21 protein-coding genes and 2 tRNA genes are annotated in these 21917 nt (G+C 71.4%); 18 read left to right on the top strand and 5 right to left on the bottom strand.

Annotated features, from left to right (window positions below):
* Positions 1–20 precede the first annotated feature (20 nt).
* Positions 21–1718, bottom strand: coding sequence for a SulP family inorganic anion transporter (locus tag ACFRAL_RS07035; protein ID WP_378881132.1), 1698 nt, complete (start codon positions 1716–1718; stop codon positions 21–23).
* Entirely contained in the window at positions 1715–2077 is a 363-nt protein-coding gene (locus ACFRAL_RS07030) for an ArsR/SmtB family transcription factor (RefSeq protein ID WP_378881130.1), read from the bottom strand. Before ACFRAL_RS07030 ends, ACFRAL_RS07035 begins: the two co-directional genes overlap by 4 nt.
* Before the next feature lie 54 nt (positions 2078–2131).
* On the opposite strand from ACFRAL_RS07030, the gene ACFRAL_RS07025 reads away from it, so the two are divergent.
* From ACFRAL_RS07025 to ACFRAL_RS06995, 7 genes are all read left to right on the top strand, one after another.
* Complete coding sequence (locus ACFRAL_RS07025; RefSeq protein ID WP_336396989.1) at positions 2132–3331, top strand: ferrochelatase; 1200 nt, start codon at positions 2132–2134, stop codon at positions 3329–3331.
* 42 nt (positions 3332–3373) lie between these two features.
* Positions 3374–3922 (top strand): ribose-5-phosphate isomerase, encoded by a 549-nt coding sequence (locus tag ACFRAL_RS07020; protein WP_336396990.1) that lies wholly within the window; start codon positions 3374–3376, stop codon positions 3920–3922.
* Between the two features lie 4 nt (positions 3923–3926).
* Positions 3927–4925: an Fpg/Nei family DNA glycosylase gene (locus ACFRAL_RS07015; protein ID WP_378881125.1), complete on the top strand. Its 999-nt coding sequence runs from the start codon at positions 3927–3929 to the stop codon at positions 4923–4925.
* A gap of 50 nt (positions 4926–4975) precedes the next feature.
* Entirely contained in the window at positions 4976–5617 is a 642-nt protein-coding gene (locus ACFRAL_RS07010; RefSeq protein WP_378881122.1) for an FMN-binding negative transcriptional regulator, read from the top strand.
* Positions 5614–7119, top strand: a complete 1506-nt coding sequence (locus tag ACFRAL_RS07005; protein ID WP_378881119.1) for an amidohydrolase family protein — start codon at positions 5614–5616, stop codon at positions 7117–7119. Before ACFRAL_RS07010 ends, ACFRAL_RS07005 begins: the two co-directional genes overlap by 4 nt.
* 109 nt (positions 7120–7228) lie before the next feature.
* Positions 7229–8626: a sensor histidine kinase gene (locus ACFRAL_RS07000; RefSeq protein WP_378881116.1), complete on the top strand. Its 1398-nt coding sequence runs from the start codon at positions 7229–7231 to the stop codon at positions 8624–8626.
* Positions 8623–9306 carry a LuxR C-terminal-related transcriptional regulator gene (locus ACFRAL_RS06995; protein ID WP_378881113.1) on the top strand — a complete coding sequence of 228 codons (684 nt, stop codon included), beginning with the start codon at positions 8623–8625 and terminating at the stop codon, positions 9304–9306. The genes ACFRAL_RS07000 and ACFRAL_RS06995 overlap by 4 nt, the downstream gene beginning before the upstream one ends.
* A 49-nt stretch (positions 9307–9355) precedes the next feature.
* Here the strand turns inward: ACFRAL_RS06995 and ACFRAL_RS06990 are convergent, their stop codons facing one another.
* Positions 9356–9838 carry a DNA starvation/stationary phase protection protein gene (locus ACFRAL_RS06990; protein WP_336396996.1) on the bottom strand — a complete coding sequence of 161 codons (483 nt, stop codon included), beginning with the start codon at positions 9836–9838 and terminating at the stop codon, positions 9356–9358.
* A gap of 166 nt (positions 9839–10004) precedes the next feature.
* On the opposite strand from ACFRAL_RS06990, the gene ACFRAL_RS06985 reads away from it, so the two are divergent.
* Both ACFRAL_RS06985 and ACFRAL_RS06980 read left to right on the top strand, forming a co-directional pair.
* Positions 10005–12152, top strand: coding sequence for an acyltransferase family protein (locus ACFRAL_RS06985; protein ID WP_378881109.1), 2148 nt, complete (start codon positions 10005–10007; stop codon positions 12150–12152).
* Positions 12149–12688: a gamma carbonic anhydrase family protein gene (locus ACFRAL_RS06980; protein WP_336396998.1), complete on the top strand. Its 540-nt coding sequence runs from the start codon at positions 12149–12151 to the stop codon at positions 12686–12688. Before ACFRAL_RS06985 ends, ACFRAL_RS06980 begins: the two co-directional genes overlap by 4 nt.
* 17 nt (positions 12689–12705) lie before the next feature.
* Here the strand turns inward: ACFRAL_RS06980 and ACFRAL_RS06975 are convergent, their stop codons facing one another.
* Both ACFRAL_RS06975 and ACFRAL_RS06970 read right to left on the bottom strand, forming a co-directional pair.
* Positions 12706–13608: an alpha/beta fold hydrolase gene (locus ACFRAL_RS06975; RefSeq protein ID WP_378881310.1), complete on the bottom strand. Its 903-nt coding sequence runs from the start codon at positions 13606–13608 to the stop codon at positions 12706–12708.
* A 130-nt stretch (positions 13609–13738) separates the two neighbouring features.
* Positions 13739–13809 (bottom strand) — tRNA-Gly (locus ACFRAL_RS06970).
* 96 nt (positions 13810–13905) lie between these two features.
* Here ACFRAL_RS06970 and ACFRAL_RS06965 point away from each other — a divergent pair.
* The 9 genes from ACFRAL_RS06965 (at position 13906) to ACFRAL_RS06925 (ending at position 21856) form a co-directional block, all read left to right on the top strand.
* Positions 13906–14283, top strand: coding sequence for a nuclear transport factor 2 family protein (locus ACFRAL_RS06965; RefSeq protein ID WP_336397000.1), 378 nt, complete (start codon positions 13906–13908; stop codon positions 14281–14283).
* Between the two features lie 78 nt (positions 14284–14361).
* Positions 14362–14435: transfer RNA gene (locus ACFRAL_RS06960), tRNA-Pro, on the top strand.
* An 84-nt stretch (positions 14436–14519) separates the two neighbouring features.
* Positions 14520–16013 (top strand): trigger factor, encoded by a 1494-nt coding sequence (tig, locus tag ACFRAL_RS06955; protein WP_378881307.1) that lies wholly within the window; start codon positions 14520–14522, stop codon positions 16011–16013.
* A gap of 165 nt (positions 16014–16178) precedes the next feature.
* Complete coding sequence (locus ACFRAL_RS06950; protein WP_336397001.1) at positions 16179–16763, top strand: ATP-dependent Clp protease proteolytic subunit; 585 nt, start codon at positions 16179–16181, stop codon at positions 16761–16763.
* 31 nt (positions 16764–16794) lie between these two features.
* On the top strand, positions 16795–17469 hold the full coding sequence (locus ACFRAL_RS06945) for an ATP-dependent Clp protease proteolytic subunit (RefSeq protein WP_336397002.1): 675 nt from the start codon (positions 16795–16797) through the stop codon (positions 17467–17469).
* Between the two features lie 187 nt (positions 17470–17656).
* Positions 17657–18925 carry an ATP-dependent Clp protease ATP-binding subunit ClpX gene (gene clpX, locus ACFRAL_RS06940; protein ID WP_336397003.1) on the top strand — a complete coding sequence of 423 codons (1269 nt, stop codon included), beginning with the start codon at positions 17657–17659 and terminating at the stop codon, positions 18923–18925.
* 261 nt (positions 18926–19186) lie between these two features.
* Positions 19187–19627, top strand: a complete 441-nt coding sequence (locus tag ACFRAL_RS06935; RefSeq protein ID WP_378881103.1) for a hypothetical protein — start codon at positions 19187–19189, stop codon at positions 19625–19627.
* Between the two features lie 129 nt (positions 19628–19756).
* Entirely contained in the window at positions 19757–20584 is an 828-nt protein-coding gene (locus ACFRAL_RS06930) for a hypothetical protein (RefSeq protein ID WP_378881100.1), read from the top strand.
* Between the two features lie 141 nt (positions 20585–20725).
* Positions 20726–21856, top strand: a complete 1131-nt coding sequence (locus ACFRAL_RS06925; protein ID WP_336397006.1) for a class I SAM-dependent methyltransferase — start codon at positions 20726–20728, stop codon at positions 21854–21856.
* Positions 21857–21917 lie beyond the last annotated feature (61 nt).

Below are 21917 nucleotides of genomic sequence, written 5' to 3'. Positions count from 1 at the left end.
CCGGCGACAACCGGTCCAGCCTACGCGGTGTGCGCGCCCGATCGCCGTCGCACGTGGCTGCGCGCGTGCTCCAGCGCGGGTTCGAGCTGCGTGAACAGGTGGTTCTGGTGGCGGAGCGAGGCCAGCACGCCCACGGTGCGGAACAGTTCCTCGTGGCCGGGCTGCACGCCCTTGATCAGCACGGTGACGCCGCGGCGCTCGAGCGTCTGCACGATCTCGGTCAGCACGCGCGCACCCGTCGCATCGACCAGCTCGAGTCTGGACATCCGCAGGATCACGACGGATATCCCGCTGAGGCCCGTGATCGCCGCCGAGACGCGGTCCGCCGTGGCGAAGAAGAGCGGTCCGTCCAGCCGCACCACGGCGATGTGCTCGTCCTCCGGCATCGGCTCGCCCGGCGGCGGCTCCCGGTGCGCCGACGCCGAGCGGGACAGGGAGCGCAGCGCGAAGACGCCCGCGCACACCACGCCGATCGCGACGGCGACGATGAGGTCGAACGACACCGTCACGAGCGCGGTGATCCCGAAGGCGAGCGCGTCGGAGCGCGTCGAGCGCAGGATCGCACGCACCGTCCCCGCGTGCACCATGCGCACCGCCGTCAGCATGAGCACGCCCGCGAGGGCGGCGAGCGGGATCGCGCCGACCGGTCCCGCCGCGACGAGGACCACGCCCAGGAGCACGACGGCGTGCACGAGCGAGGCCAGCCGTGTGCGGCCGCCCGAGCGCACGTTGACGGCCGTGCGGGCGATCGCACCGGTGGCGGGCATGCCCCCGAACAGGCCCGACCCCAGCGAGGCGATGCCCTGGCCCACGAGCTCCCGGTCCGGGTCGTAGGCGCCGGTGTCGGCGAGGGAGGCGGCCACGCGGGCCGAGAGCAGGGATTCGATCGCCGCGAGGGCGGCCACTGTCACGGCGGGGGCCACGAGGTCGCCGAGCACTGCGGGGTCGAGGGAGGGCAGCGCCGGGGCGGGAAGCGATGCGGGGAGAGCGCCGATGGCGGCGAGCGGTGTCGGCAGCAGCACGGTGAGGACCGTGACGATCACGATGCCGACGAGCGAGCCGGGGATGGCGGGGTGCACGCGGGGAGCGGCGATCATGCACGTGATCACCAGGCCGGCCGCGCCGAGCGCCCACGGGACGTACGCCCAGTCCGCCGCGGCGACCGCCTCGACGGCGGCGGCGACCGCGTTGGCACTGTGCTCGCCCGCCCCTGCCGGCGCGGCCGAGACGAGGAGCGGCACCTGCTGCAGGAAGATGATCACCGCGATGCCCAGGGTGAACCCCTCGATGACCGGCCACGGGATGAACGACACCGCGCGCCCGAGCCGCAGCACGCCGGCGAGGAGGACCAGGACGCCCGCCATCACGCTGACGGCGGCCACGGCCGCCGGTCCGTGTGCGGCCACGATCGGCACGAGCACGACCACCATGGCTCCGGTCGGCCCCGAGACCTGCACGTTCGAGCCGCCGAACACCGCGGCCAGGACGCCCGCCACGATGGCCGTCACGAGGCCGGCCTCCGCCGTCAGGCCCGCGCTCACCCCGAACCCGAGTGCCAGCGGCAGCGCCACGATGCCGACGGTGACCCCCGCGACGAGGTCCGCGCGCCAGCTCCGCCTCAGCCCGCGGTAGTCCGCGGCGGACGGCAGGAGCGCCCGGAGGACGGCACCCGCCCGCCGGCGTGGGCGCGCCGGCGTCGCGGCATCCGCCCCGCTCATCGGGCGGGGAGGGTCGGAAGCGAGCCGGCGTCGGCGAGGAGGTCGCGCTCGGACGCCAGCACGTCCAGGAGGAGCGCACGGGCGACCGCGAGCAGCTCGGCCACCTTGTCGTCGGCGAGCCGGTAGTACACGCGGCTCGCGCGGCGCTCGGAGTTCACCAGACGGTGGCGTCGCAGCACGGCGAGGTGCTGCGAGAGGTGCGACGGCTCCAGCCCGGTCTCGGTCTGGAGCTCGGCGACCCCCACCTCGTCGGCGGCGGACAGGATCTCGAGGATGCGGATGCGCAGCGGATGGGACAGGCCTTTGAACAGGCCCGCCTTGACCTCGTAGAGCGGACGCTGCTGACGTGTTAGCGGCATGATGAATTCATCATATCGCGCCGAGGGCCGCGCCCGCGGTGTCAGGATGGACGGGTGACGTCCTCCGAGCAGCACGTGGTCCCGTTCGCCTCTCCCGCCGCTGCGCCGGGCGCCCCGTGGGTGGAGCAGCCGGTCGCGTACGACGCCCTTCTCCTTGCGGGGTTCGGCGGCCCCGAGGGCCAGGACGACGTCATCCCGTTCCTGCGCAATGTCACACGGGGGCGCGGCATCCCCGACGAGCGCCTCGAGGAGGTCGCGCACCACTACCGCCATTTCGGCGGGGTGAGCCCGATCAACGCGCAGAACCGCGCGCTCAAGGCGGCGCTCGAGGCGGAGCTCGCCCGCCGCGGCATCGACCTTCCGGTGTACTGGGGCAATCGCAACTGGTCGCCCTATCTGGCCGAGGCGGTGACGGATGCCGCGGCCGCCGGTCACACGCGCCTCCTCGGGCTCGCCACCAGCGCCTATTCCTCGTTCTCGAGCTGCCGGCAGTACCGCGAGGACTTCGCGCGCGTGCTGACCGAGACCCAGCTGGCGGACACGGTCACGATCGACAAGGTGCGTCAGTTCTTCGACCACCCCGGCTTCGTGCAGCCGTTCATCGACGGCGTGCGCGACGCGGTCGCCGCCTTCCTCTCCGACGGCCACGCGCCGGAGACGGTCCGCGTGCTGTTCTCGACCCACAGCATCCCGACGGCGGATGCCGAGCGCTCCGGCCCCCGCGCGGGAGACGAGCGGCACCGCGACCTGGGGGAGGGCGGCGCCTACGCCGCCCAGCACCTGGCGGTGGCCGAGGTCGTCATGGCGGCGGTCGCCGCCGAAGTGCCGGGCGCCGAGCGCATCGGGTGGGAGCTGGTGTACCAGTCGCGCTCCGGCCCGCCCACGCAGCCGTGGCTCGAGCCCGACGTCAACGACGTGATCTCCGGTCTGCCCGCGGCGGGCATCGAGGCCGTGGCGATCGTGCCGCTGGGCTTCATGAGCGACCACATGGAGGTGCTCTGGGACCTCGACACCGAGGCGATGGAGGCCGCCGCCGAGGCGGGCATCCGCGCCGTGCGCACGCCGACTCCGGGAGTGGACCCCGTCTTCGTGTCGGGGCTGATCGACCTCGTGGAGGAGCGGCTCCAGGGGACCCCCGCGACCGCCCGCGCGCACCGCACCGACCTCGGCCCGTGGTTCGACGTGTGCCGGCCCGCGTGCTGCGAGAACGTCCGGGCCGGCTTCAAGCCCGCCGCGGCGGGCATCGCCCCCTGAGGCGCGTCTTCCCTCCTCGCGTGGCTCTCTAGGATGGAGCCCATGCGCATCCACATCGCGACCGACCACGCCGGCCTCGAGTTCTCGACGCAGCTCCAGCACCACCTCGCCGCCGCCGGTCACGAGGTCGTCGACCACGGCCCCATCGAGTACGACCCGCTCGACGACTACCCCGCGTTCTGCATCCGCGCCGCCCAGGCGGTCGTGCGCGACCAGGCAGACGGGATCGAGTCCCTCGGCGTCGTGTTCGGCGGGTCCGGCAACGGCGAGCAGATCGCCGCCAACAAGGTCGTGGGGGTGCGCGCCGCCCTCGTGTGGAGCGTCGCGACGGCCGAACTCGCTCGTGAGCACAACGACGCCAATGTCATCGCGATCGGCGCCCGCCAGCACACCTTCGCCGAGGCGGCGTCGTTCATCGACCGATTCATCGCGACCCCGTTCTCGGGCGAGGAGCGCCACGCGCGGCGGATCGCCCAGCTCGCGGCCTACGAGCAGGACGGCGCGCTCGAGCCGGATCCGCGCGCCACCGCACCCGGACAGCCCGACGTCCTGGCCGCCGACGACAGCTCGTTCGACCCCGAAGCCGGCTGACCCGATGCCCGAGGGCCATTCCGTCCACCGCATCGCTCGTCAGTTCGATCGCAACGTCGTCGGCCGGCCCGTGCAGGCCTCCAGCCCGCAGGGTCGCTTCGTCGAGGGGGCCGCAGTCCTCGACGGCCGCACGGCGACCTCGGTGCGGGCCGTCGGCAAGCAGATGTTCCTCGAGTTCGACGACGACCTGTGGCTTCGCGTGCATCTGGGCATGTACGGCGCGTGGGACTTCGCGGGCGAGATCCTCGTCGACCCGACCATCGCCTCCGCGAACGGCCGCATGGGGCAGACCAACCAGCGCGGCACCGACGTCGGCGAGGCGATCCTCGACGCCGCGGGCGAGAACTCGCTGACGTCGATCGGAGCGCCCCGCCGCACCCGCGTGCACGTGCGCATGTCGGAGCAGACCACCGGGCTGGCCGACGAAGGCGACAGCTGGCCGCCGCCCGTCGTGGGGCAGGTGCGGCTCCGCCTGCTGACCGACGTCACCTGCGCCGACCTTCGCGGCCCCACCGCCTGCGAGCTGCAGACACCCGACGAGGTCGCCGCCACGATCGCCAAGCTCGGGCCCGACCCGCTGGTGGACGACGTCGCCGAGGGGGAGGAGCGGTTCACCTCGGTCGTGCGTCGCAAGCCGACCGCGATCGGGCTGCTCCTGATGGATCAGGGCGTCGTGAGCGGGATCGGCAACGTCTATCGCGCCGAGCTGCTCTTCCGTGCGCGTCAGAACCCGCACACACCGGGCCGCGACGTGCCGGAGGAGATCGTGCGCGCCATCTGGCAGGACTGGGTGCAGCTGCTCGCGATCGGCGTGGAGACCGGTCAGATGATGACGATGGACGACCTCGACGAGCACGCCTATCGCAGGGCGATGGCCAGCCGCGACGACCGCCACTGGGTGTACCACCGCGCGGGTCTGCCGTGCCGCGTCTGCGGCACGGCGATCGTGGTCGAGGAGGCCGCCGGCCGCAAGCTCTACTGGTGCCCGTCCTGCCAGCGCTGACCGCCGCGGCGTCGGGCGTCGCGCCGCGAGCGCGCCCATAGGCTGGAGCCATGCGTCAGAACCCGAGCTTCGCGATGACGGATGTGGGCGAGATCCGCCGGCTCATCGAGCACAACCCGTGGGTCACGATCGTGAGCGCCGCCGACGGGGGCCTCGTCGCCTCCCACTACGCGGTCCTGCTCGATGCCGGGCGGGACGACCTCACGGTCGTCGGTCACGTGGGCAAGCCGGACGATCTCGTCCACGGTCTCGGGGACCGTGAGCTGCTCGTGGTGGTCCAGGGGCCTCACGGCTACGTCTCGCCCGGGTGGTACGGCGACACCCCGAGCGTCCCGACCTGGAACTTCGTCTCGGCGCATCTGAGCGGCATCCCGGAGCTGCTCACCGCGGAGGAGAACCTCCAGGTGCTCGAGCGGCTCGTCGCGCGATTCGAGAGCGGGATGCCGCAGCCTCGGATGATGTGGGCGCCGCCGAACGACCCCGACTACGTGCGCCGTCTCGAGCGGGGCACCGTCGGATTCCGGCTCACGCCCACGCGGGTCGTCGGCAAGCGCAAGCTGAGCCAGAACCGCCCCGACGAGATCGTCGAGAACATCATCACGCAGCTCGAAGCCGGTGGCGGCCCCTATACCGACCCGCGGCTGCCGGGCGAGATGCGCCGCGACCTCGAGACCCGTAAGGCCGCGCGGTGACGGCGGGCCGCGGCGACGTTCCCCACGTCATCGCGAATGCCCGGCTCACCGGCGCCGACCGCACCGATCCGTTCGGCGACGAGCCCGTCGACGTCCACCTCGCCGACGGCGTGGTGGCCGACATCGCCCCCGCCGGCGCCCTGCCCCGCCGCGGCCTGGTGCTCGACGCCGACGGTGGGTTCGTCGTCCCGGGGCTGTGGGACCACCACGTCCACACGGTGCAGTGGGCCCTGTCGGCGCAGCGCGCTGCTCTCGGCGACGCGGCATCCGCCGCCGAGGCTGCCTCGCTCATGAGCGCCGCAGACGTCCTCCCGGACGGACGCCGGGTGGGCGGCGGCTTCCGCGACGCGTTCTGGCCGGACGCCCCGGATCTGGCCGTGCTCGACGCCGCGACCGGCGACGTGCCGACCTACCTCGTCAACGCCGACGTGCACAGCGTATGGCTCAACTCCGCCGCGCTGCGCCGTGAAGGCTTCGAGCCGGACGGCGTCGGCATCCTGCGCGAGGAGCCCGCATTCGAGATCTCGCGGCGCCTCAACGCCGTCGACGCGTCGGTGTCCGATCCTCTCGTCGCGCGGATGGCGCAGGATGCCGCCGCGCGCGGCGTCGTCGGGCTCGTCGACCTCGACATGGCGTGGAACGAGGACGCGTGGGTGCGTCGCCTCGCCGGTGGGTTCGACGCGCTGCGCGTCGCGTTCGGCATCTACCCGGAGTTCCTCGACCGGGCCGTCGCCGAGGGGCTGCGGACCGGCGATGCCGCGCGGGGCGCGGCATCCGATCTGGTCCGCGTGGGTCCTCTCAAGGTGATCACCGACGGATCCCTCGGCACCCGGACGGCCGCGTGCTCCCACGCCTATCCGGGCGATCCGCACGATCACGGTCTCCTCACCGTCGACCTCGCGACGCTGGTCGATCTGATGAGCCGCGCCACCGCCGCCGGCATCGCCTCCGCCATCCACGCGATCGGCGACGTCGCGAACGCGCGCGCCCTGGACGCATTCGCGGCGACCGGCGCCTGGGGCACGGTCGAGCACGCGCAGCTGGTCGCGCACGCCGACCTCCCGCGCTTCGCCCGCCTGGGCGTCGGCGCCAGCGTCCAGCCCGTTCACGCCCTCGACGACCGCGATCTCACCGACACCCTGTGGGCCGGCCAGACCGCGCAGCCCTATCCGCTGCGGGCGCTGCACGAATCGGGAGCGAACCTGCTGTTCGGATCGGATGCCCCGGTGTCGCCGCTCGACCCCTGGGCGGCGATGGCGGCGGCGGTCTTCCGGACGCGCGACGGTCGGGACCCATGGCAGCCGCAGCAGCGGATCGACGCCGCGACGGCGCTCGGTGCCTCGACCCGCGGCGGATCCGCCGAACCCGCCCGCATCGCCCCGGGCGACGTCGCGGACCTCGCGATCTGCGAGCGCGACCCGCTGACGGCCGACGAGGCGCAGCTGCGCGGCATGCGGGTCGCCGCGACGGCGGTCGGCGGGCGCCTCACGCACATCGCGTAACGCGAGCACTCATCGGGGGTCTTCCCCCGTACGTCTTCGGGTGGATGTCGGATGCCGCAGCGCCGGCCGCGCCGGGAGGCTGGGATCATGACTTCCGAGGGAGACGCCCATGAGCACCACGATCACTGAATCCGCGCCGTTGCAGCCGCCGGCCGCGACGGCGGTCGGCAGCGGCTTCTGGGCGTCCTACGGCCGCGCGTGGGCGCGGACGCCGGGCAGCGCGCTGTACCTGCTCGTGGTCTTCGTCCTCGCCATGCTCTCGCTCAGCATCCTCGCGGTGCTCTTCTCGACGAGCGTCGGCCTCCTGATCCTCGTCGTCGGACTGCCGCTCGCCGTGCTCACCCTTCTCATCGCGCGCGGCTTCGGCGTCGCCGACCGCTTCCTGCTCCGCCTCACGGGTCTGCCCGCGATCGCAGAGCCCGAATGGAACCGCGACAGGACCGATGCGACCGGTTTCTGGATGACGCTCACACGTCCGCTCCGCAACGCGCACTACTGGGTGTACCTCGTGCACGGCATGGTCGTCAGCCCGATCATCAGCATCGTGTCGTTCGCGCTGACCACCGTGTGGCTCAGCGTGGGGCTCGGCGGCCTCACGTACTGGTTCTGGGGGCTGTTCCTGCCGCGCGACGACCGGTCGGCCCAGTGGGGGCAGTACGTCGCCGACTACCTGCCGGGGCTGTTCGGCGGCTGGTCGAGCTGGGTCCTGGAGGTGACGCTGTATCTCATCGCCGGCATCGTGTTCACGGCCACGATGCCGTGGGTGCTGGGAGGCCTGGCCCGCGGGCACCACGCCGTGGCCGCGGGCATGCTCGGCCGCTGGGACTCCGACGATCTCGCCGCGGAGGTCCGCGCCGAAGCGGCTGCGCGAGGCGCCGCGGTGCACGCCGAGGATCTCGGGCTGCGCCGCCTCGAGCGCGACATCCACGACGGGCCGCAACAGCGCCTCGTCCGACTGCAGATGGATCTCGCGGCCCTCGAGCGCCGCGCCGAGGCGGGAGACGCGGATGCCGCAGCCGACCTCGCGCGCGAGGCACGGGGGCACGCGCAGGCGGCACTGGACGAACTGCGCGCCCTGTCCAGCGGCGTCGCCCCGCCGCTGCTGCAGGATCGCGGACTCGCCGCGGCGCTCGACGCCCTCGCCGCGGGTTCGCCGCTGGCCGTCCAGGTCGACGTCGACCCCGCCATCGACCGGGCGGTGAGCCAGGAGACGGCACGAGGCGTCTACTTCGTGGTGGCCGAGCTGATGACGAACGCCGTCAAGCACTCCGGCGCCACCGCCGCGACCCTGCAGGCGTCGCTGCGGCGCGCGGCGGGCGGTGCTGCGACGCACCTGGACGTCTGGGTGGTCGACAACGGGCGCGGGGGCGCAGTGGTCACGCCGGGCCACGGCCTGGAAGGTCTTCGTGAGCGCGTCGCGGGCCTGCGGGGCGTGCTGGACGTTCGCAGCCCGATCGGCGGGCCGACATCGGTCGGCGCCCACGTCCCCCTGGCGGGCACGCCGTGACCGCTTCGGCCTCTGAGGCGACGGGCGCCTCCGGCCCGCTCCGCGTCGTGCTGTTCGAGGACTCGCTCCTCCTGCGCGAGGGCCTGGTGAGACTCTTCGACGAGGCCGGCTACCTCACCGCCGGGGCATGGGGCGACGCGCAGGATGTGGTGGCGCGCGTGCGCGACGCGCAGGCGGATGTCGCGATCCTCGACGTGCGCCTGCCGCCGGGGTTCCGCGATGAGGGCATCCGGGCTGCGCTCGACGTGCGGGCGGCGCTTCCCGGTGTCGGCATCCTGGTGCTCAGCCAATACGTCGAGGCGGTGTACGCCCGCGAGCTGCTGGCCGGCGGCGAAGGGGGCGTCGGCTACCTGCTCAAAGACCGGGTGACCTCGCTCGAGGAGTTCACCGACGCCGTGCGGCGCGTGCGGGAGCGGGGCACCGTGCTCGATCCGGTCGTCGTGCAGGCTCTGCTGTCCGCGCGTCCCGACCCGCTCTCGAGCCTCACGCCGCGGGAGCGGGACGTGCTGACGCTGATGGCCGAGGGACGCAGCAACGGGAGCATCGCCGAGCGTCTGTTCATCGGGGTGGGCGCTGTCGAGAAGAACATCAGCGCGATCTTCGCCAAGCTCGGCCTGGAGGAATCGGGCACCGAGCACCGGCGGGTGCTCGCCGTCCTCGCGTTCCTGCAGAGCCCCTGACGACGAGAGCCCCCGGGAATCCCCGAGGGCTCTCGTCACAGGTCCGGCGTCACTCGGCGAGGTGCGCGAAGAGGAACCAGCGGTCCTTCTCGAGCGACTCCTTGATGCCGATCGCGATGTCCTGGCTCGTGAGGTCGAACTCGTCCAGGCCGTCGATCGCCGCCTGGACGTCGGCGATGACGGCATCCATGTCGGTGATGACGTTGCGGATGAGCGCCTCCCACTGCGTGAAGCCCGCCGGCACCGCGCTGGCGGTCTTCTGCGCCACCGTGGCGACCCGCGCGTCGATCGGCAGCCCCAGGGCGACGATCCGCTCGGCGGCCTGGTCGGCGCCGTCCTGCGCGTGGGCGACCACGGAGTCGAGCAGCTCGTGGATCGCGATGAAGTTCGCGCCGCGCACATTCCAGTGCGCCTGCTTGCCGTTGACGGCGAGCGCCTGCAGCCCCAGTACGACGGGAGCGAGGAACTGCGCGGTCGCGGCGGCGACGTCGGGGTTTGCAGCGGTGGCGGGGGTGGTCTGGGTGTTCGACATGTCTGGCCTCCATCGTTCGGAGGGTCGCTCAGCTGGGCGATCGGCCTCCAATGACTGCAACGGTACTCAGCGGGAGTCATTCCGCAAGCAAGTGAAGGCTGGGCTAAACAGCTGCCTCCGGGCCCGTCGGTTCGGGTGCGGCGACCACAGCGGCTAACGTCGATTCGTGCCTTCCGCCGATCACGACCTCGGACCGCAGCATCTGGGCGATCCCGCCAAGACCGTGACGCGCGAGCCGCGCGACCGCTCCCCGGAGCACGCGGAGCCGTCGCGCTTCCTGCCGCACGTGCAGGGTCTTCGCGCGATCGCCGTGCTCTGCGTCGTGCTCTACCACTTCTGGCCCGGCCGTGTCACCGGCGGCTACATCGGCGTCGACATCTTCTTCGTCATCTCGGGCTTCCTCATCACGTCCCACTTGATGCGGGAGCTCACGGCGACCGGCACCGTCCGTCTCGGCCAGTTCTGGGCCCGCCGCGCAAGACGCCTGCTCCCCGCATCGCTCCTGGTGCTGCTGTTCTGCGCCGTCGTGGTGATGTCGCCGTACCTCATGCCCACGTCGGCGCTGCCGAACGAGGTGCGAGAGATCCTGGCGTCGACGTTCTACGTCGAGAACTGGTACCTGGCGCTCAACTCCGCCGACTATCTCAACCACGGCGGCGAGCCGACGACGGTCCAGCACTACTGGTCGCTGTCGCTGGAAGAGCAGTTCTACGTGATGTGGCCGCTCATCATGCTGCTGGCCGCCTGGGTCGCGGTGAAGTGGTTCCGCGGCGCGCGTCGGCGGGCGATCATCGTGGCGCTCGGGCTCGTGACGGCCGTCTCGTTCGTGTTCTGCGTCGTCTTCACGATCACCGACCCCGCACCTGCCTACTTCGTGACGTTCGGCCGCATGTGGCAGTTCGGCGTCGGCGCGCTCATCGCCCTCGTCCCGCTGCTGCGCGTGCGCCACGCCGTCGGGAGCTTCCTGCTGGGCTGGGCGGGCATCGCCGCGCTCCTCTACGCGACCTTCACATTCGACGGGCAGACGCCCTTCCCCGGCTATATGGCCGCTGTTCCCACGCTCGGCGCTGCGGCCGTCATCGCCGCGTCCAACACCGACCGCTGGTGGTATCCGACGAGGATCCTCTCGATCCGTCCCGCTCAGTTCGTCGGCGACATCTCGTACTCGCTGTACCTGTGGCACTGGCCGCTCATCGTCATCGCGCCGTCGGTGCCGTTCTGGGGACTGACGATCTACCACCGCGTGTCGCTGCTGGTGCTGTGCTTCGTGCTCGCGTGGCTCACGAAGCGGTTCGTCGAGGATCCGGTCCGCGGCTGGAAGGTGCTCACGCGGCGTCCGGCGCGGGTGACGCTGTGGTCGTCGCTGGCCGGCATGGTCGTCGTCGCCCTGGTCGCGGGCACCGCGTGGTTCGCGAACGCACCGCTGTACGAACGGGGCACGCGCGACATCGCCGAGCTGCAGCAGAATCCGCCGGAGTGCTTCGGTGCGGCATCCGTCCTCGATCCCTCGTGCGCGGACGCCGCGTTCGGCGACACGATCCTGCCGGCACCCGGCTTCGCGGGCATCGACCGGCCGGCCGACGAGCAGTGCTTCGTGCAGCTCACCGACTCGCGCCCGGTGTCGTGCACGTTCGGCTCCGACGATCCGGACGCGCCGCGCGTCGCCCTCATCGGCGACAGCCACGCCTACCAGCTGCTCTCGACCTTCCAGCGCATGGCGCAGGACAACGGCTGGCAGCTCGTGACGTGGTTCAAGGGCGCGTGCCCGTGGAATGCGACCCCGCTTTCGACCCCCGGCGCCTTCGGTGCGGCGTGCACGGAGTGGCGCGAGCGGGTGCAGGCGGCGATCGACGACGCCGAGCTCGATGCCGTCTTCACCGCGGCCATCGCGACGACCCCGTATTCGCCGGCCGGCTTCGACTCGGCCCACGACGCGGCCGTCGCGGGCTACCGCGACGCGTGGAGCACCGTGACGGAGCGCGGCATCCCCGTCATCACCGTCGTCGACAACCCGGTGTGGGAGACGGATCCGAACAAGTGCCTGCGCACCCGCGACACGTCCGAGTGCGACGCCGCCCGATCGGACGTGCTGGTGGCCGACGATCCGCTCCGCGACGCGGCATCCGGCCTCGACGCGGTCACGCTGCTCGACTTCACCGACGTCTTCTGCGCGTCGGACACCTGTGCACCGGTCGTCGGCGGTGCGAACGTCTACCGCGACCAGGATCACCTCACGGTGACCTTCGCCGACACCCTCGCGCCCTGGTACACCGAGGCCATCCAGACGGCACTGGCCAATAGGGTCGGATCATGACGGTCGCACCCGGAGCATCAGTCCTCTCTGCCGCGGGCAGGACGCCCGACCTGCACCCCACCGCCTTCGTCGCCGCCGGTGCACGCGTCGTCGGGGGAGTCACCCTCGCCGAGGGCGCGAGCGTCTGGTACAACGCGGTCCTCCGCGCCGACGGCGACACCATCACGGTCGGGCGCAACAGCAATCTGCAGGACAACGTGTCGGTCCACGTCGACGCCGGCAGGCCCGTCGTGATCGGCGAGAACGTCTCGGTCGGCCACAACGCCGTCGTCCACGGCTGCACCATCGGCGACGGCTCGCTGATCGGCATGGGCGCCGTCGTCCTCAACGGCGCGAGGATCGGCGACGGATGCCTCGTCGCCGGCGGCGCCGTCGTGCTGGAGGGCTCCGAGATCCCCGACGGCTCGCTCGTGGCCGGCGTGCCGGCGAAGGTGCGCCGCGCGCTCACGGCCGAGGAGCGCGCCGGACTGCTGCGCAACGCCGAGCATTATCTCGCCCACGTGGAGGAGCATCGCGACGCGACCCCCGTCGGCTGACGGGTCGAGGCGACGGCTCAGCTCTTCGCCGGCGGATGGTGCGTGCCGCGGTGCACCTCGTACAGCCGCACGTGTCCCGGCCATTCCGGGTCGTTCTCGATCGGGAGGTCGTCCATGAAGAGGCGGATCACGTGGGCGAGCTGGCCGGGGTGGCTGAAGTTGATCGCGTGCGCCGCCCCCTCCAGCAGCACGATGAGGACGTGACTGTCGGTCTGGCTCGCGATCTCGTCGATGCGATGCGCGTGGGGCAGCAGCGGGTCGCGCTGACCGAGCACGACCAGCGTCGGGATGCGGAGCTCGAGCAGGCGCTCGAGCGACGGGTACTGCGTGAGCGCGCGGAACATGCGCATCGTGCTGGGCACGCCGAAGCGCACGTAGTCCGGCACGGCGACCCGCGCCATTCGGGTCGGCTCGCGCGGCGCGTCGGCCGACAGCTGCCGGATGGCGCGGCGCAGCGGCTGATTGAACAGTCCGCCGGCGGGGGACACCAGCACCGCGCGGTCGACACGCTCGGGGTAGCGGTGCGCACACTCGATGATCACGGGGCAGCCCATCGAGTTGCCGACCAGCGTGGCCTTCTCGACGCCGCGATCATCGAGGAAGTCGACGGCGGCGCGCGCGAGATCGGGGATGTCGAGCATGTCCCGCCGCTTGCCGCTGCGCCCGAACCCCGGAAGGTCGGGGACGTACGTGTGGAACTCGTCCGCGAGCCGCTCCGCCGTCGGGAGGAGGTAGCGCCCCGAGAGACCGAAGCCGTGGATGTGCGCCATCACCCGGGCATCCGGCGGTGCATGCGGCGACTCGCGATAGAACACGTCGACGTCGTCGATCCGCGTCCACCGCTCGGCGAGCGTCGACGCGGGCCGGCGGGGGAGCTTGCGCGCCTGCGGCGACTGTGGCGTCGGCCTGCGGTTGCCCATCGCGCCTCCTGAGCGGGGAACGGTGCTCATGCCAGTCTGCCCCTGGGCGGGACGCCCGCGATAGCGCAGATCGCGTGAATGCAGAAGCCCCGAGCACGGCAGGCTGTCGGCCGACCGCTCGGGGCATCGGAGGGGATGACGGGAATCGAACCCGCACCATCAGTTTGGAAGACTGAGGCTCTACCATTGAGCTACATCCCCGTGCGCCCGCTGACGGGCACCGACCAATCGTAATACATCGCGACGGCCATCCCGTTCCGAGTCGATCCAGATGCGCGGCCGAGAGAGGACGCCGCGATGGAGCGCACGGGCAGGCAGGTGGTCGAGGATCTCGTCGCGACGTTGAACGCGGGCGTGGTCGCCGGCATGGACGATCTGTTCCACGACGATGCCGTCATGGAGTGGCCGCAGTCGGGGGAGCGGATCGTCGGGGCGGACAACCGGCGTGCGGTCTACGGGTCGTTCCCGCGGCTTCCGGCGATCTCGCCGCGACGGCTGGTGGGCGACGGCGACCTGTGGGTGCTGCAGGCCGATCTGGACTACGGCGACGGCGATCCGTACCAGACGGTGTTCGTGTTCGAGATGCGCGACGGCCGCATCGCGAAGGAGACCGCGTACTGGACGAAGCCCTTCCCTGCCCCCGACTGGCGGGCGCAGTGGGTCGAGCGGATGTGAGGGCTGCGCAGGAACCGACCGGCTCGGTCGGCTAGACTTCTCGGGGCCGAACGGCGCGCGCACGCGTGCGCACCCGCCCGGGGCGTAGCTCAGCTTGGTAGAGCGCCCGCTTTGGGAGCGGGAGGCCGCAGGTTCAAATCCTGTCGCCCCGACATCACGGCCACGGAATTTCCGAACCCAGACCTTCAGCCCGCCGCGTCCTCGCGCGGTCCGATAGAGGAGAAGTAACAGGCATGGTGAACAGCACCGTCGAGAAGCTCAGCCCGACCAGGGTCAAGCTGCACATCACGGTCAGCCCCGACGAGCTGGGGCCCTCGATCAAGCACGCGTACGAGCACATCGCGCAGGACGTGCAGATCCCCGGCTTCCGCAAGGGCAAGGTCCCGGCGCCCATCATCGACCAGCGCATCGGCCGCGTGGCCGTGCTCGAGCACGCCGTCAGCGAGGGGCTGGACACCTTCTACCGCGAGGCCGTCGCCGCCAACGAGCTGCGCGTCCTCGGCCGGCCGTCGGCCGAGGTCACCGAGTGGCCGAACGAGAAGGACTTCTCGGGCGACCTCGAGGTCGAGGTCGAGGTCGACGTCCGTCCCGAGTTCGAGCTGCCGTCCTTCGAGGGCACGACCGTCGAGGTCGACGCGGTCGAGGTCGACGAGGCCGCCGTCGACGAGGAGCTGGACCGCCTGCGCGCCCGCTTCGGCACGCTCGTCACCGTCGACCGCCCCGCCGCGACCGGCGACTTCGTGGAGCTCGACCTCGTCGCGACCATCGACGGCGCCGAGATCGACCGCGCCGAGGGCGTGTCGTACGAGGTCGGCTCGGGTGAGCTCCTCGAGGGCATCGACGAGGCCATCGACTCGCTCACCGCGGGCGAGGACACCACGTTCCGCTCCAAGCTCGTCGGCGGCGACCACGCCGGCGAGGAGGCCGAGGTGTCTGTGACGGTCAAGGCCGTCAAGGAGCGCGAGCTTCCCGAGGCGGACGACGACTTCGCCCAGATCGCGAGCGAGTTCGACACCATCGGCGAGCTGCGCGACAGCCTCAAGGAGCGCGTCGGCCAGCAGGGCGCCTTCACGCAGGGCTCCGCCGCGCGCGACAAGCTGATCGAGACGCTGCTGGAGCAGGTCGAGATCCCCGTGCCGCCGCAGCTCATCGAGGACGAGGTGCACAACCACCTCGAGGGCGAGGGCCGCCTCGAGGACGACGTGCACCGTGCGGAGGTCGCCGAGGCGAGCGAGAAGCAGTTCAAGACGCAGATGCTGCTCGACAAGATCGCCGAGACGGTCAACGTGCAGGTCTCCCAGGACGAGCTCACGCAGTACCTCGTGCAGTCGGCAGCGCAGTACGGCATGGCTCCGCAGGAGTTCGTCAACGCGCTGCAGGAGGGCAACCAGCTTCCCGCCATCGTCGGCGAGGTCGCCCGCAACAAGGCGCTGGCCGTCGCCCTCGGCAAGGTGAAGGTCGTCGACACGAACGGCGAGCCGGTCGACCTCACGGGCTTCGTGGCCGTCGAGGACGAGGCGGAAGGCGAGGACGAGGTCGCCGAGGAGCAGGCGACGACGGATGCCGACGCAGAGGCCGCCGAGAAGCCGGCCAAGAAGGCCCCCGCGCGCAAGACCGCCGCCAAGAAGGCCGACGCCGACGCCGAGAAGGCTCCCGCGAAGAAGGCACCGGCCAAGAAGGCACCGGCCAAGAAGGCTCCGGCCAAGAAGGCTGCCGCAGAGAAGGAGTGACGCCCGCTCCTCTCGGTGCTCGCACCGAGACCGGGTGACGAGGAGGACGGATGCCGCGGCATCCGTCCTCTTCTCGTTCCGCCCGATCTGCCCAGGGCGAACACGCGCGGGTCGCTCGCGGCGCCCCGGTAGATTCGATGGCGACCCAAGGAAACAGGAGTACACATGGCCGAACCACTTGTCGCGACCAGCGTCTTCGACCGGCTGCTGAAGGACCGCATCATCTGGCTGGGGTCGGAGGTGCGTGACGACAACGCCAACGAGATCTGCGCCAAGATCCTGCTTCTCGCCGCGGAGGACTCCGAGAAGGACATCTACCTCTACATCAACTCGCCGGGTGGCTCGATCACCGCCGGCATGGCGATCTACGACACGATGCAGTTCGTGCCGAACGACATCGTCACCGTCGGCATCGGCATGGCGGCCTCGATGGGCCAGCTGCTGCTCACCGCAGGCACCAAGGGCAAGCGCTACATCACCCCCAATGCCCGCGTGCTGCTCCACCAGCCGCACGGCGGCTTCGGCGGCACCGCCAGCGATATCCAGACGCAGGCGCAGCTGATCCTCGACATGAAGAAGCGCCTCGCCGAGATCACCGCCGCGCAGACCGGGAAGTCGGTCGAGCAGATCAACGCCGACGGCGACCGCGACCGCTGGTTCTCGGCCGAGGAGGCGCTCGAGTACGGCTTCGTCGACCACATCCGCGAGTCCGCCACCGATGTCATCGGCGGCGGCGGCACGGCGAACTGACGGCTTCGAAGGCGAAAGAGAGAGAACCCGAATGCAGACCCCCACCTTCGGACCCAGCGCCCCGCAGGGGCTCCAGATGCCCGGCAGCCGCTACATCCTGCCGCAGTTCGAGGAGCGCACGGCCTACGGCTACAAGCGCCAGGACCCGTACAACAAGCTCTTCGAGGACCGCGTCATCTTCCTGGGTGTCCAGGTCGACGACGCGTCAGCCGATGACGTGATGGCCCAGCTCCTCGTGCTCGAGAGCCAGGACCCCGATCGCGACATCATCATGTACATCAACTCGCCCGGCGGCTCATTCACGGCGATGACCGCGATCTACGACACCATGCAGTACGTGTCGCCGCAGATCCAGACCGTGGTGCTCGGCCAGGCCGCGTCCGCTGCGGCCGTGCTGCTCGCGGCCGGCGCGCCGGGCAAGCGCCTGGCGCTGCCGAACGCGCGCATCCTCATCCACCAGCCCGCGATGGGCGAGGCCGGCCACGGCCAGGCGTCGGACATCGAGATCCAGGCGCAGGAGATCATGCGCATGCGCACCTGGCTCGAGCAGACGCTCGCGAAGCACTCGAACAAGTCGGTCGAGGAGGTCAACAAGGACATCGACCGCGACAAGATCCTCTCCGCCGAGGAGTCGGTCGCGTACGGCCTCGTCGACCAGGTGCTCACCACGCGCAAGCGGGGTCAGCAGGCCGCGCTCACGAAGTAGGGCTGCGTTGCGCGCCGGGCGCCCCGCCATCCGCACGTCGGGTGGCGGGGCGCTTCGTCGTCCGGTGTCCGCTGAGCGCGAACCGCGGCCGTCCACAACGTGCGTCGCAATGCCGCCGCTTGTCGGCCCCACCTATTAGGCTCGGAGACAGCTGGGGGCTTTCCCGGCGGTGACGAGGAGGAGCCGCATGGCACGCATCGGTGAGAGCGCCGACCTGTTCAAGTGCTCCTTCTGCGGCAAGAGCCAGAAGCAGGTCCAGCAGCTGATCGCGGGTCCCGGCGTCTACATCTGCGACGAATGCGTCGAACTGTGCAACGAGATCATCGAAGAGCGCATGGCCGAGTCCTCGTCGGGCGTGGTCGCCGACTTCGATCTGCCGAAGCCGCGTGAGATCTTCGCGTTCCTCGAGGAGTACGTCGTCGGCCAGCACGACGCCAAGCGGGCGCTGTCGGTCGCGGTGTACAACCACTACAAGCGCGTGCGCGCGCATGGCACCATCCAGTCGGCCGAGCAGCGCGCCGACGAGATCGAGATCGCCAAGAGCAACATCCTGCTGCTCGGGCCCACCGGCTGCGGCAAGACCTACCTCGCCCAGACCCTCGCCAAGCGCCTGAACGTGCCCTTCGCGGTCGCCGACGCCACCGCGCTGACCGAGGCGGGCTACGTCGGCGAAGACGTCGAGAACATCCTCCTCAAGCTCCTGCAGGCCGCGGACTTCGACACGAAGCGCGCCGAGACCGGCATCATCTACATCGACGAGGTCGACAAGATCGCCCGCAAGGCCGAGAACCCCTCCATCACGCGCGACGTGTCGGGGGAGGGCGTTCAGCAGGCGCTGCTGAAGATCCTCGAGGGCACGGTCGCGTCCGTTCCCCCGCAGGGCGGCCGCAAGCACCCGCACCAGGAGTTCATCCAGATCGACACCACGAACGTGCTGTTCATCGTGGCCGGCGCGTTCGCGGGACTGGAAGACATCATCTCGTCGCGCGTGGGCAAGCACGGCGTCGGCTTCGGCGCCCCGCTCCACGACAAGGGCGACGATCTCAGCCTGTTCAGCGAGGTGCGGCCCGAGGACCTGCACAAGTTCGGCCTCATCCCCGAGTTCATCGGGCGTCTGCCTGTGGTCGCATCGGTCTCGCCGCTCGACCAGGAGGCCCTCATGGAGATCCTCGTCGAGCCGAAGAACGCCCTGGTCAAGCAGTACCAGCGCATGTTCGAGCTCGACGGCGTCTCGCTCGAGTTCGAGCGCGAGGCGCTCGAGGCGATCGCAGATCTCGCCGTGGCGCGCAAGACCGGTGCCCGCGGACTCCGCGCGATCCTCGAGGACGTGCTCGGGCCGATCATGTTCGAGATCCCGTCCACCGACGACGTCGACAAGGTGGTCGTGACCCGCGCCGCGGTCGACGAGGGCGCCGCCCCCACGCTGGTGCTGCGGGAGAAGCGCAAGAGCGCCTGATCGCGACCGGTCTGCGGGACTGCGGGCTGACAGGGACGCCGTACGCGTGGCTGTCGGGGGTGGCCGATAGCGTCGGCGTGTGACCGCGCGCCCCTTCTCGATCCACATCCCCGACGTTGAGCTGGCCGATCTGCGCGAGCGTCTCGATCGGTTCCGGCCCTTGCCGGATTCGCCGCGTCGGCCGGAGGCCGGCATGAGCGCCGACTACCGTTCTTCTCACGCCTCGAGCAGTGGGGCGGCGCCAACGGCGCGTACGGCCACGTGCAGGCGACGCGACCCGACACGCTGGCGGCCGCACTGAACGACTCTCCGGCGGGGCTGGTCGCGTGGCTGGCGGAGAAGCTCGTCGAGTGGAGCGACACGCCCGCAGGCGATCCACGGGCCGTCGAACGCCGGATCTCGCGCGACCGCATCCTCACCGAGGCGATGGTCTACTGGACCACGCAGACCATCGGCTCTTCGTTCCGCCCTTACTACGAGAGGGCCGACCAGCCCGAAGAGATGCCACCGGTCGTGGTTCCGGCATCCGTCCACATCCAGCGCCACGAGGGCGACTACCCCGAATCACTGGCGCGCCGCTTCTACCGCGATCTGCGGGTCTTCGAGCGTCTCGAAGAGGGCGGGCACTTCGCGGTGGGGGAGGTGCCCGCCGTGATGGCCGCACGGGTGCGAGCTTTCGCCCGGAGCTTGGGCATGCTCTGAGGCACAGCGGAGCGGCGCGGCGACGGGCTCGACTCGCCGGCACGACCCGGGACTGGCCGGTTCGGGCCACCGGCGAATGGCCCGACCGTGCGACGCGGGCGGGCCGCCCTCGCACGTTCACTTGTGAGCATGTCAGCTCTCATCATCTCGCTTCACTCTCCGTCGACATCCGCCGAGACGCACGCACTCGGCTCGGATGACGGGCATGGCGCGCGTCCGGTCGGGACCGTCCTCATCGAGCGCCACCTCAACGGCCCCCGCGGCTCCGCCAACGGCGGGTTCGCGGCCGGCTCCATCGCGCAGCACGTCGACGGCGACACCGTGTCCGTCGTCCTGCAGAGCCCCGTCCCGCTCGGTCGGTCGCTCGGCGTCTTCGACGACGGCGCGGGCGGCGTGGTCGTCCGCGACCGGCGCAAGGACGTCGCAAGGGCGCATCCCGGCGCCCTGGTCGCCGCCGCCGCTCCGCTCGCACCCTCGTTCGCCGACGCCGTGCACGCGCGGGAGCGGCATCCGCTCGTCGGCGTGCGTCACGCGCTCTCGGACTGCGTCGTCTGCGGGCCGCGCCGGGCCGACGGCATGCACGTGACCCCCGGCCCCGTCGTCGGCCACGACGACCGGCTGGCGGCGCCGTGGACCGTGTCGGGCGCGTTCGCCCACGCGGGGCTCGCCTGGTATCCGGCGGTCTGGGCGGCGCTCGACTGCACCAGCTATCCGGCCGCGGCGCTCGAGCAGGGCATCCTCTGTCTCCTCGGCACGATGACCGCTCGTGTCGACCGCCGACCGCGCGTCGGCGAGCACCTCGTCGTGCACAGCTGGACGCGCGAAGCCCGCGGTCGTCGCTACGAGACGTCCGTCGCGATGGTAGACGCGCGTGGCGACGAGATCGCCCGCGCCGACGCGACCTGGATCGCCCTCAGGCATCAGAAGGCTGCGGCCGTGGCGAGCCGGCTGCGCTGAACCACCACCGGGATGGCCGGTTCCGGCCATCCCGCCCGATCCGCAATGGCAGATCCTGCCGATGCCGTCCACCGGCTCTGCCGGGTGGACTGTCCACCAGACGCGGGCATGCGCCCGGCGTCGCACCAGAAAGGAATCCGAATGTCCACCACCACGATCCTCGACCGCGCGGACGCGCTGTCAGAGCCGGTCATCATCGGCCCCGACGAGCAGGCGGCGGCACTCACGCAGCGCCTGCTGGAATCCGTCGGCCCCGCCCTCGAGCTGCTCACCATCGAGCTCGGACACCGGCTGGGCCTGTACGCCGCCATCGACGCCGCCGGCGGGGTCACGGCGCACGACCTGGCGGGCCTCACCGGATACGGTGAGCGTCAGCTGCGCGAGTGGCTCGACCAGCAGGCGATCGCCGGGATCCTCGAGAGCGAGGCGGGGACACGGCGACGCTACCGGCTTCCCGCCGCGCATCGAGCGGTCCTGCTCGATCCGACGTCACCCGTGCACGGTGCGGGGCTCGCCTCGATGTTCGCCGGCATCGCCTCGGCGTTCGATGCGGTCGCAGAGTCGTTCACCGCCGACGGCGCCGTGAGCTTCGCCCGCTTCGGCGCCCCCGTGCGCAACGGCCTGGAGGTCATCTACCGACCGGGCTACACGCACGCGCTGCCGTCGTGGCTCGAGCAGCTGCCCGACATCGAGTCTCAACTCGAGGCGGGCGGGACGATCGTCGACGCCGGTTGCGGCACCGGCTGGTCCACCATCGCCCTCGCCCGGCGTTTCCCGCGGGCTGTCGTCCTCGGCGTCGACCTCGATGCCGCGTCGATCGAGGAGGCGCGACGCAACGCCGAGACGGCGGGGGTCGCGGACCGCGTGCGCTTCGAGTGCGCCGACGTCGGCGACGACGCCGCGCTCCGGGCGCTGGTGGGCGGGCCGGCGACGCTGGTCACGGTCTTCCTCGCACTCCACGACATGAACGATCCGCAGCGGGCCCTGTCGTCGCTCGCCGGACTGCTCGCCCCCGGCGGCGCGGTCCTCATCGGGGACGCCAAGGTCGAGGACGAGTTCCTCGCGCCTGCCGGGCCGCTCGACCGGATGTTCTCGGCGTTCAGCGTGCTCCACTGCCTGCCCGCCACCCTCGCCGAGGGCAGCGGCCACGCCCACGGCACCGTGCTGCGCGCGCCGACCGTCATGGCGTGGAGTGCTGCGGCGGGGCTGCGACGCGCCGAACGCCTGCCGATCGAGCACCCGGCCTGGTCGTTCTACCGGCTGGACGCGTGACCACGCTGCCCGCACCGACGCTCCGTGTGCCGCGGTCCGGCCCGCTCCCGGCGGGCCGGAC

This window comes from Microbacterium sp. NPDC056736, from assembly GCF_042790415.1.
In the GTDB taxonomy this organism is placed as follows: Bacteria; Actinomycetota; Actinomycetes; order Actinomycetales; family Microbacteriaceae; genus Microbacterium.
Note: the sequence above shows the minus strand (reverse complement) of the source record. Positions and strands in the feature narration are given on the sequence as shown.

Coding starts and splice junctions, on each gene's coding strand:
- ACFRAL_RS07035 (WP_378881132.1), bottom strand. CDS start 1,718: ATGAGCGGGGCGGATGCCGCGACGCCGGCGCGCCCACGCCGGCGGGCG.
- ACFRAL_RS07030 (WP_378881130.1), bottom strand. CDS start 2,077: ATGCCGCTAACACGTCAGCAGCGTCCGCTCTACGAGGTCAAGGCGGGC.
- ACFRAL_RS07020 (WP_336396990.1), top strand. CDS start 3,374: ATGCGCATCCACATCGCGACCGACCACGCCGGCCTCGAGTTCTCGACG.
- ACFRAL_RS07015 (WP_378881125.1), top strand. CDS start 3,927: ATGCCCGAGGGCCATTCCGTCCACCGCATCGCTCGTCAGTTCGATCGC.
- ACFRAL_RS07010 (WP_378881122.1), top strand. CDS start 4,976: ATGCGTCAGAACCCGAGCTTCGCGATGACGGATGTGGGCGAGATCCGC.
- ACFRAL_RS07000 (WP_378881116.1), top strand. CDS start 7,229: ATGAGCACCACGATCACTGAATCCGCGCCGTTGCAGCCGCCGGCCGCG.
- ACFRAL_RS06990 (WP_336396996.1), bottom strand. CDS start 9,838: ATGTCGAACACCCAGACCACCCCCGCCACCGCTGCAAACCCCGACGTC.
- ACFRAL_RS06980 (WP_336396998.1), top strand. CDS start 12,149: ATGACGGTCGCACCCGGAGCATCAGTCCTCTCTGCCGCGGGCAGGACG.
- ACFRAL_RS06975 (WP_378881310.1), bottom strand. CDS start 13,608: ATGGGCAACCGCAGGCCGACGCCACAGTCGCCGCAGGCGCGCAAGCTC.
- ACFRAL_RS06965 (WP_336397000.1), top strand. CDS start 13,906: ATGGAGCGCACGGGCAGGCAGGTGGTCGAGGATCTCGTCGCGACGTTG.
- ACFRAL_RS06950 (WP_336397001.1), top strand. CDS start 16,179: ATGGCCGAACCACTTGTCGCGACCAGCGTCTTCGACCGGCTGCTGAAG.
- ACFRAL_RS06945 (WP_336397002.1), top strand. CDS start 16,795: ATGCAGACCCCCACCTTCGGACCCAGCGCCCCGCAGGGGCTCCAGATG.
- clpX (WP_336397003.1), top strand. CDS start 17,657: ATGGCACGCATCGGTGAGAGCGCCGACCTGTTCAAGTGCTCCTTCTGC.
- ACFRAL_RS06930 (WP_378881100.1), top strand. CDS start 19,757: ATGTCAGCTCTCATCATCTCGCTTCACTCTCCGTCGACATCCGCCGAG.
- ACFRAL_RS06925 (WP_336397006.1), top strand. CDS start 20,726: ATGTCCACCACCACGATCCTCGACCGCGCGGACGCGCTGTCAGAGCCG.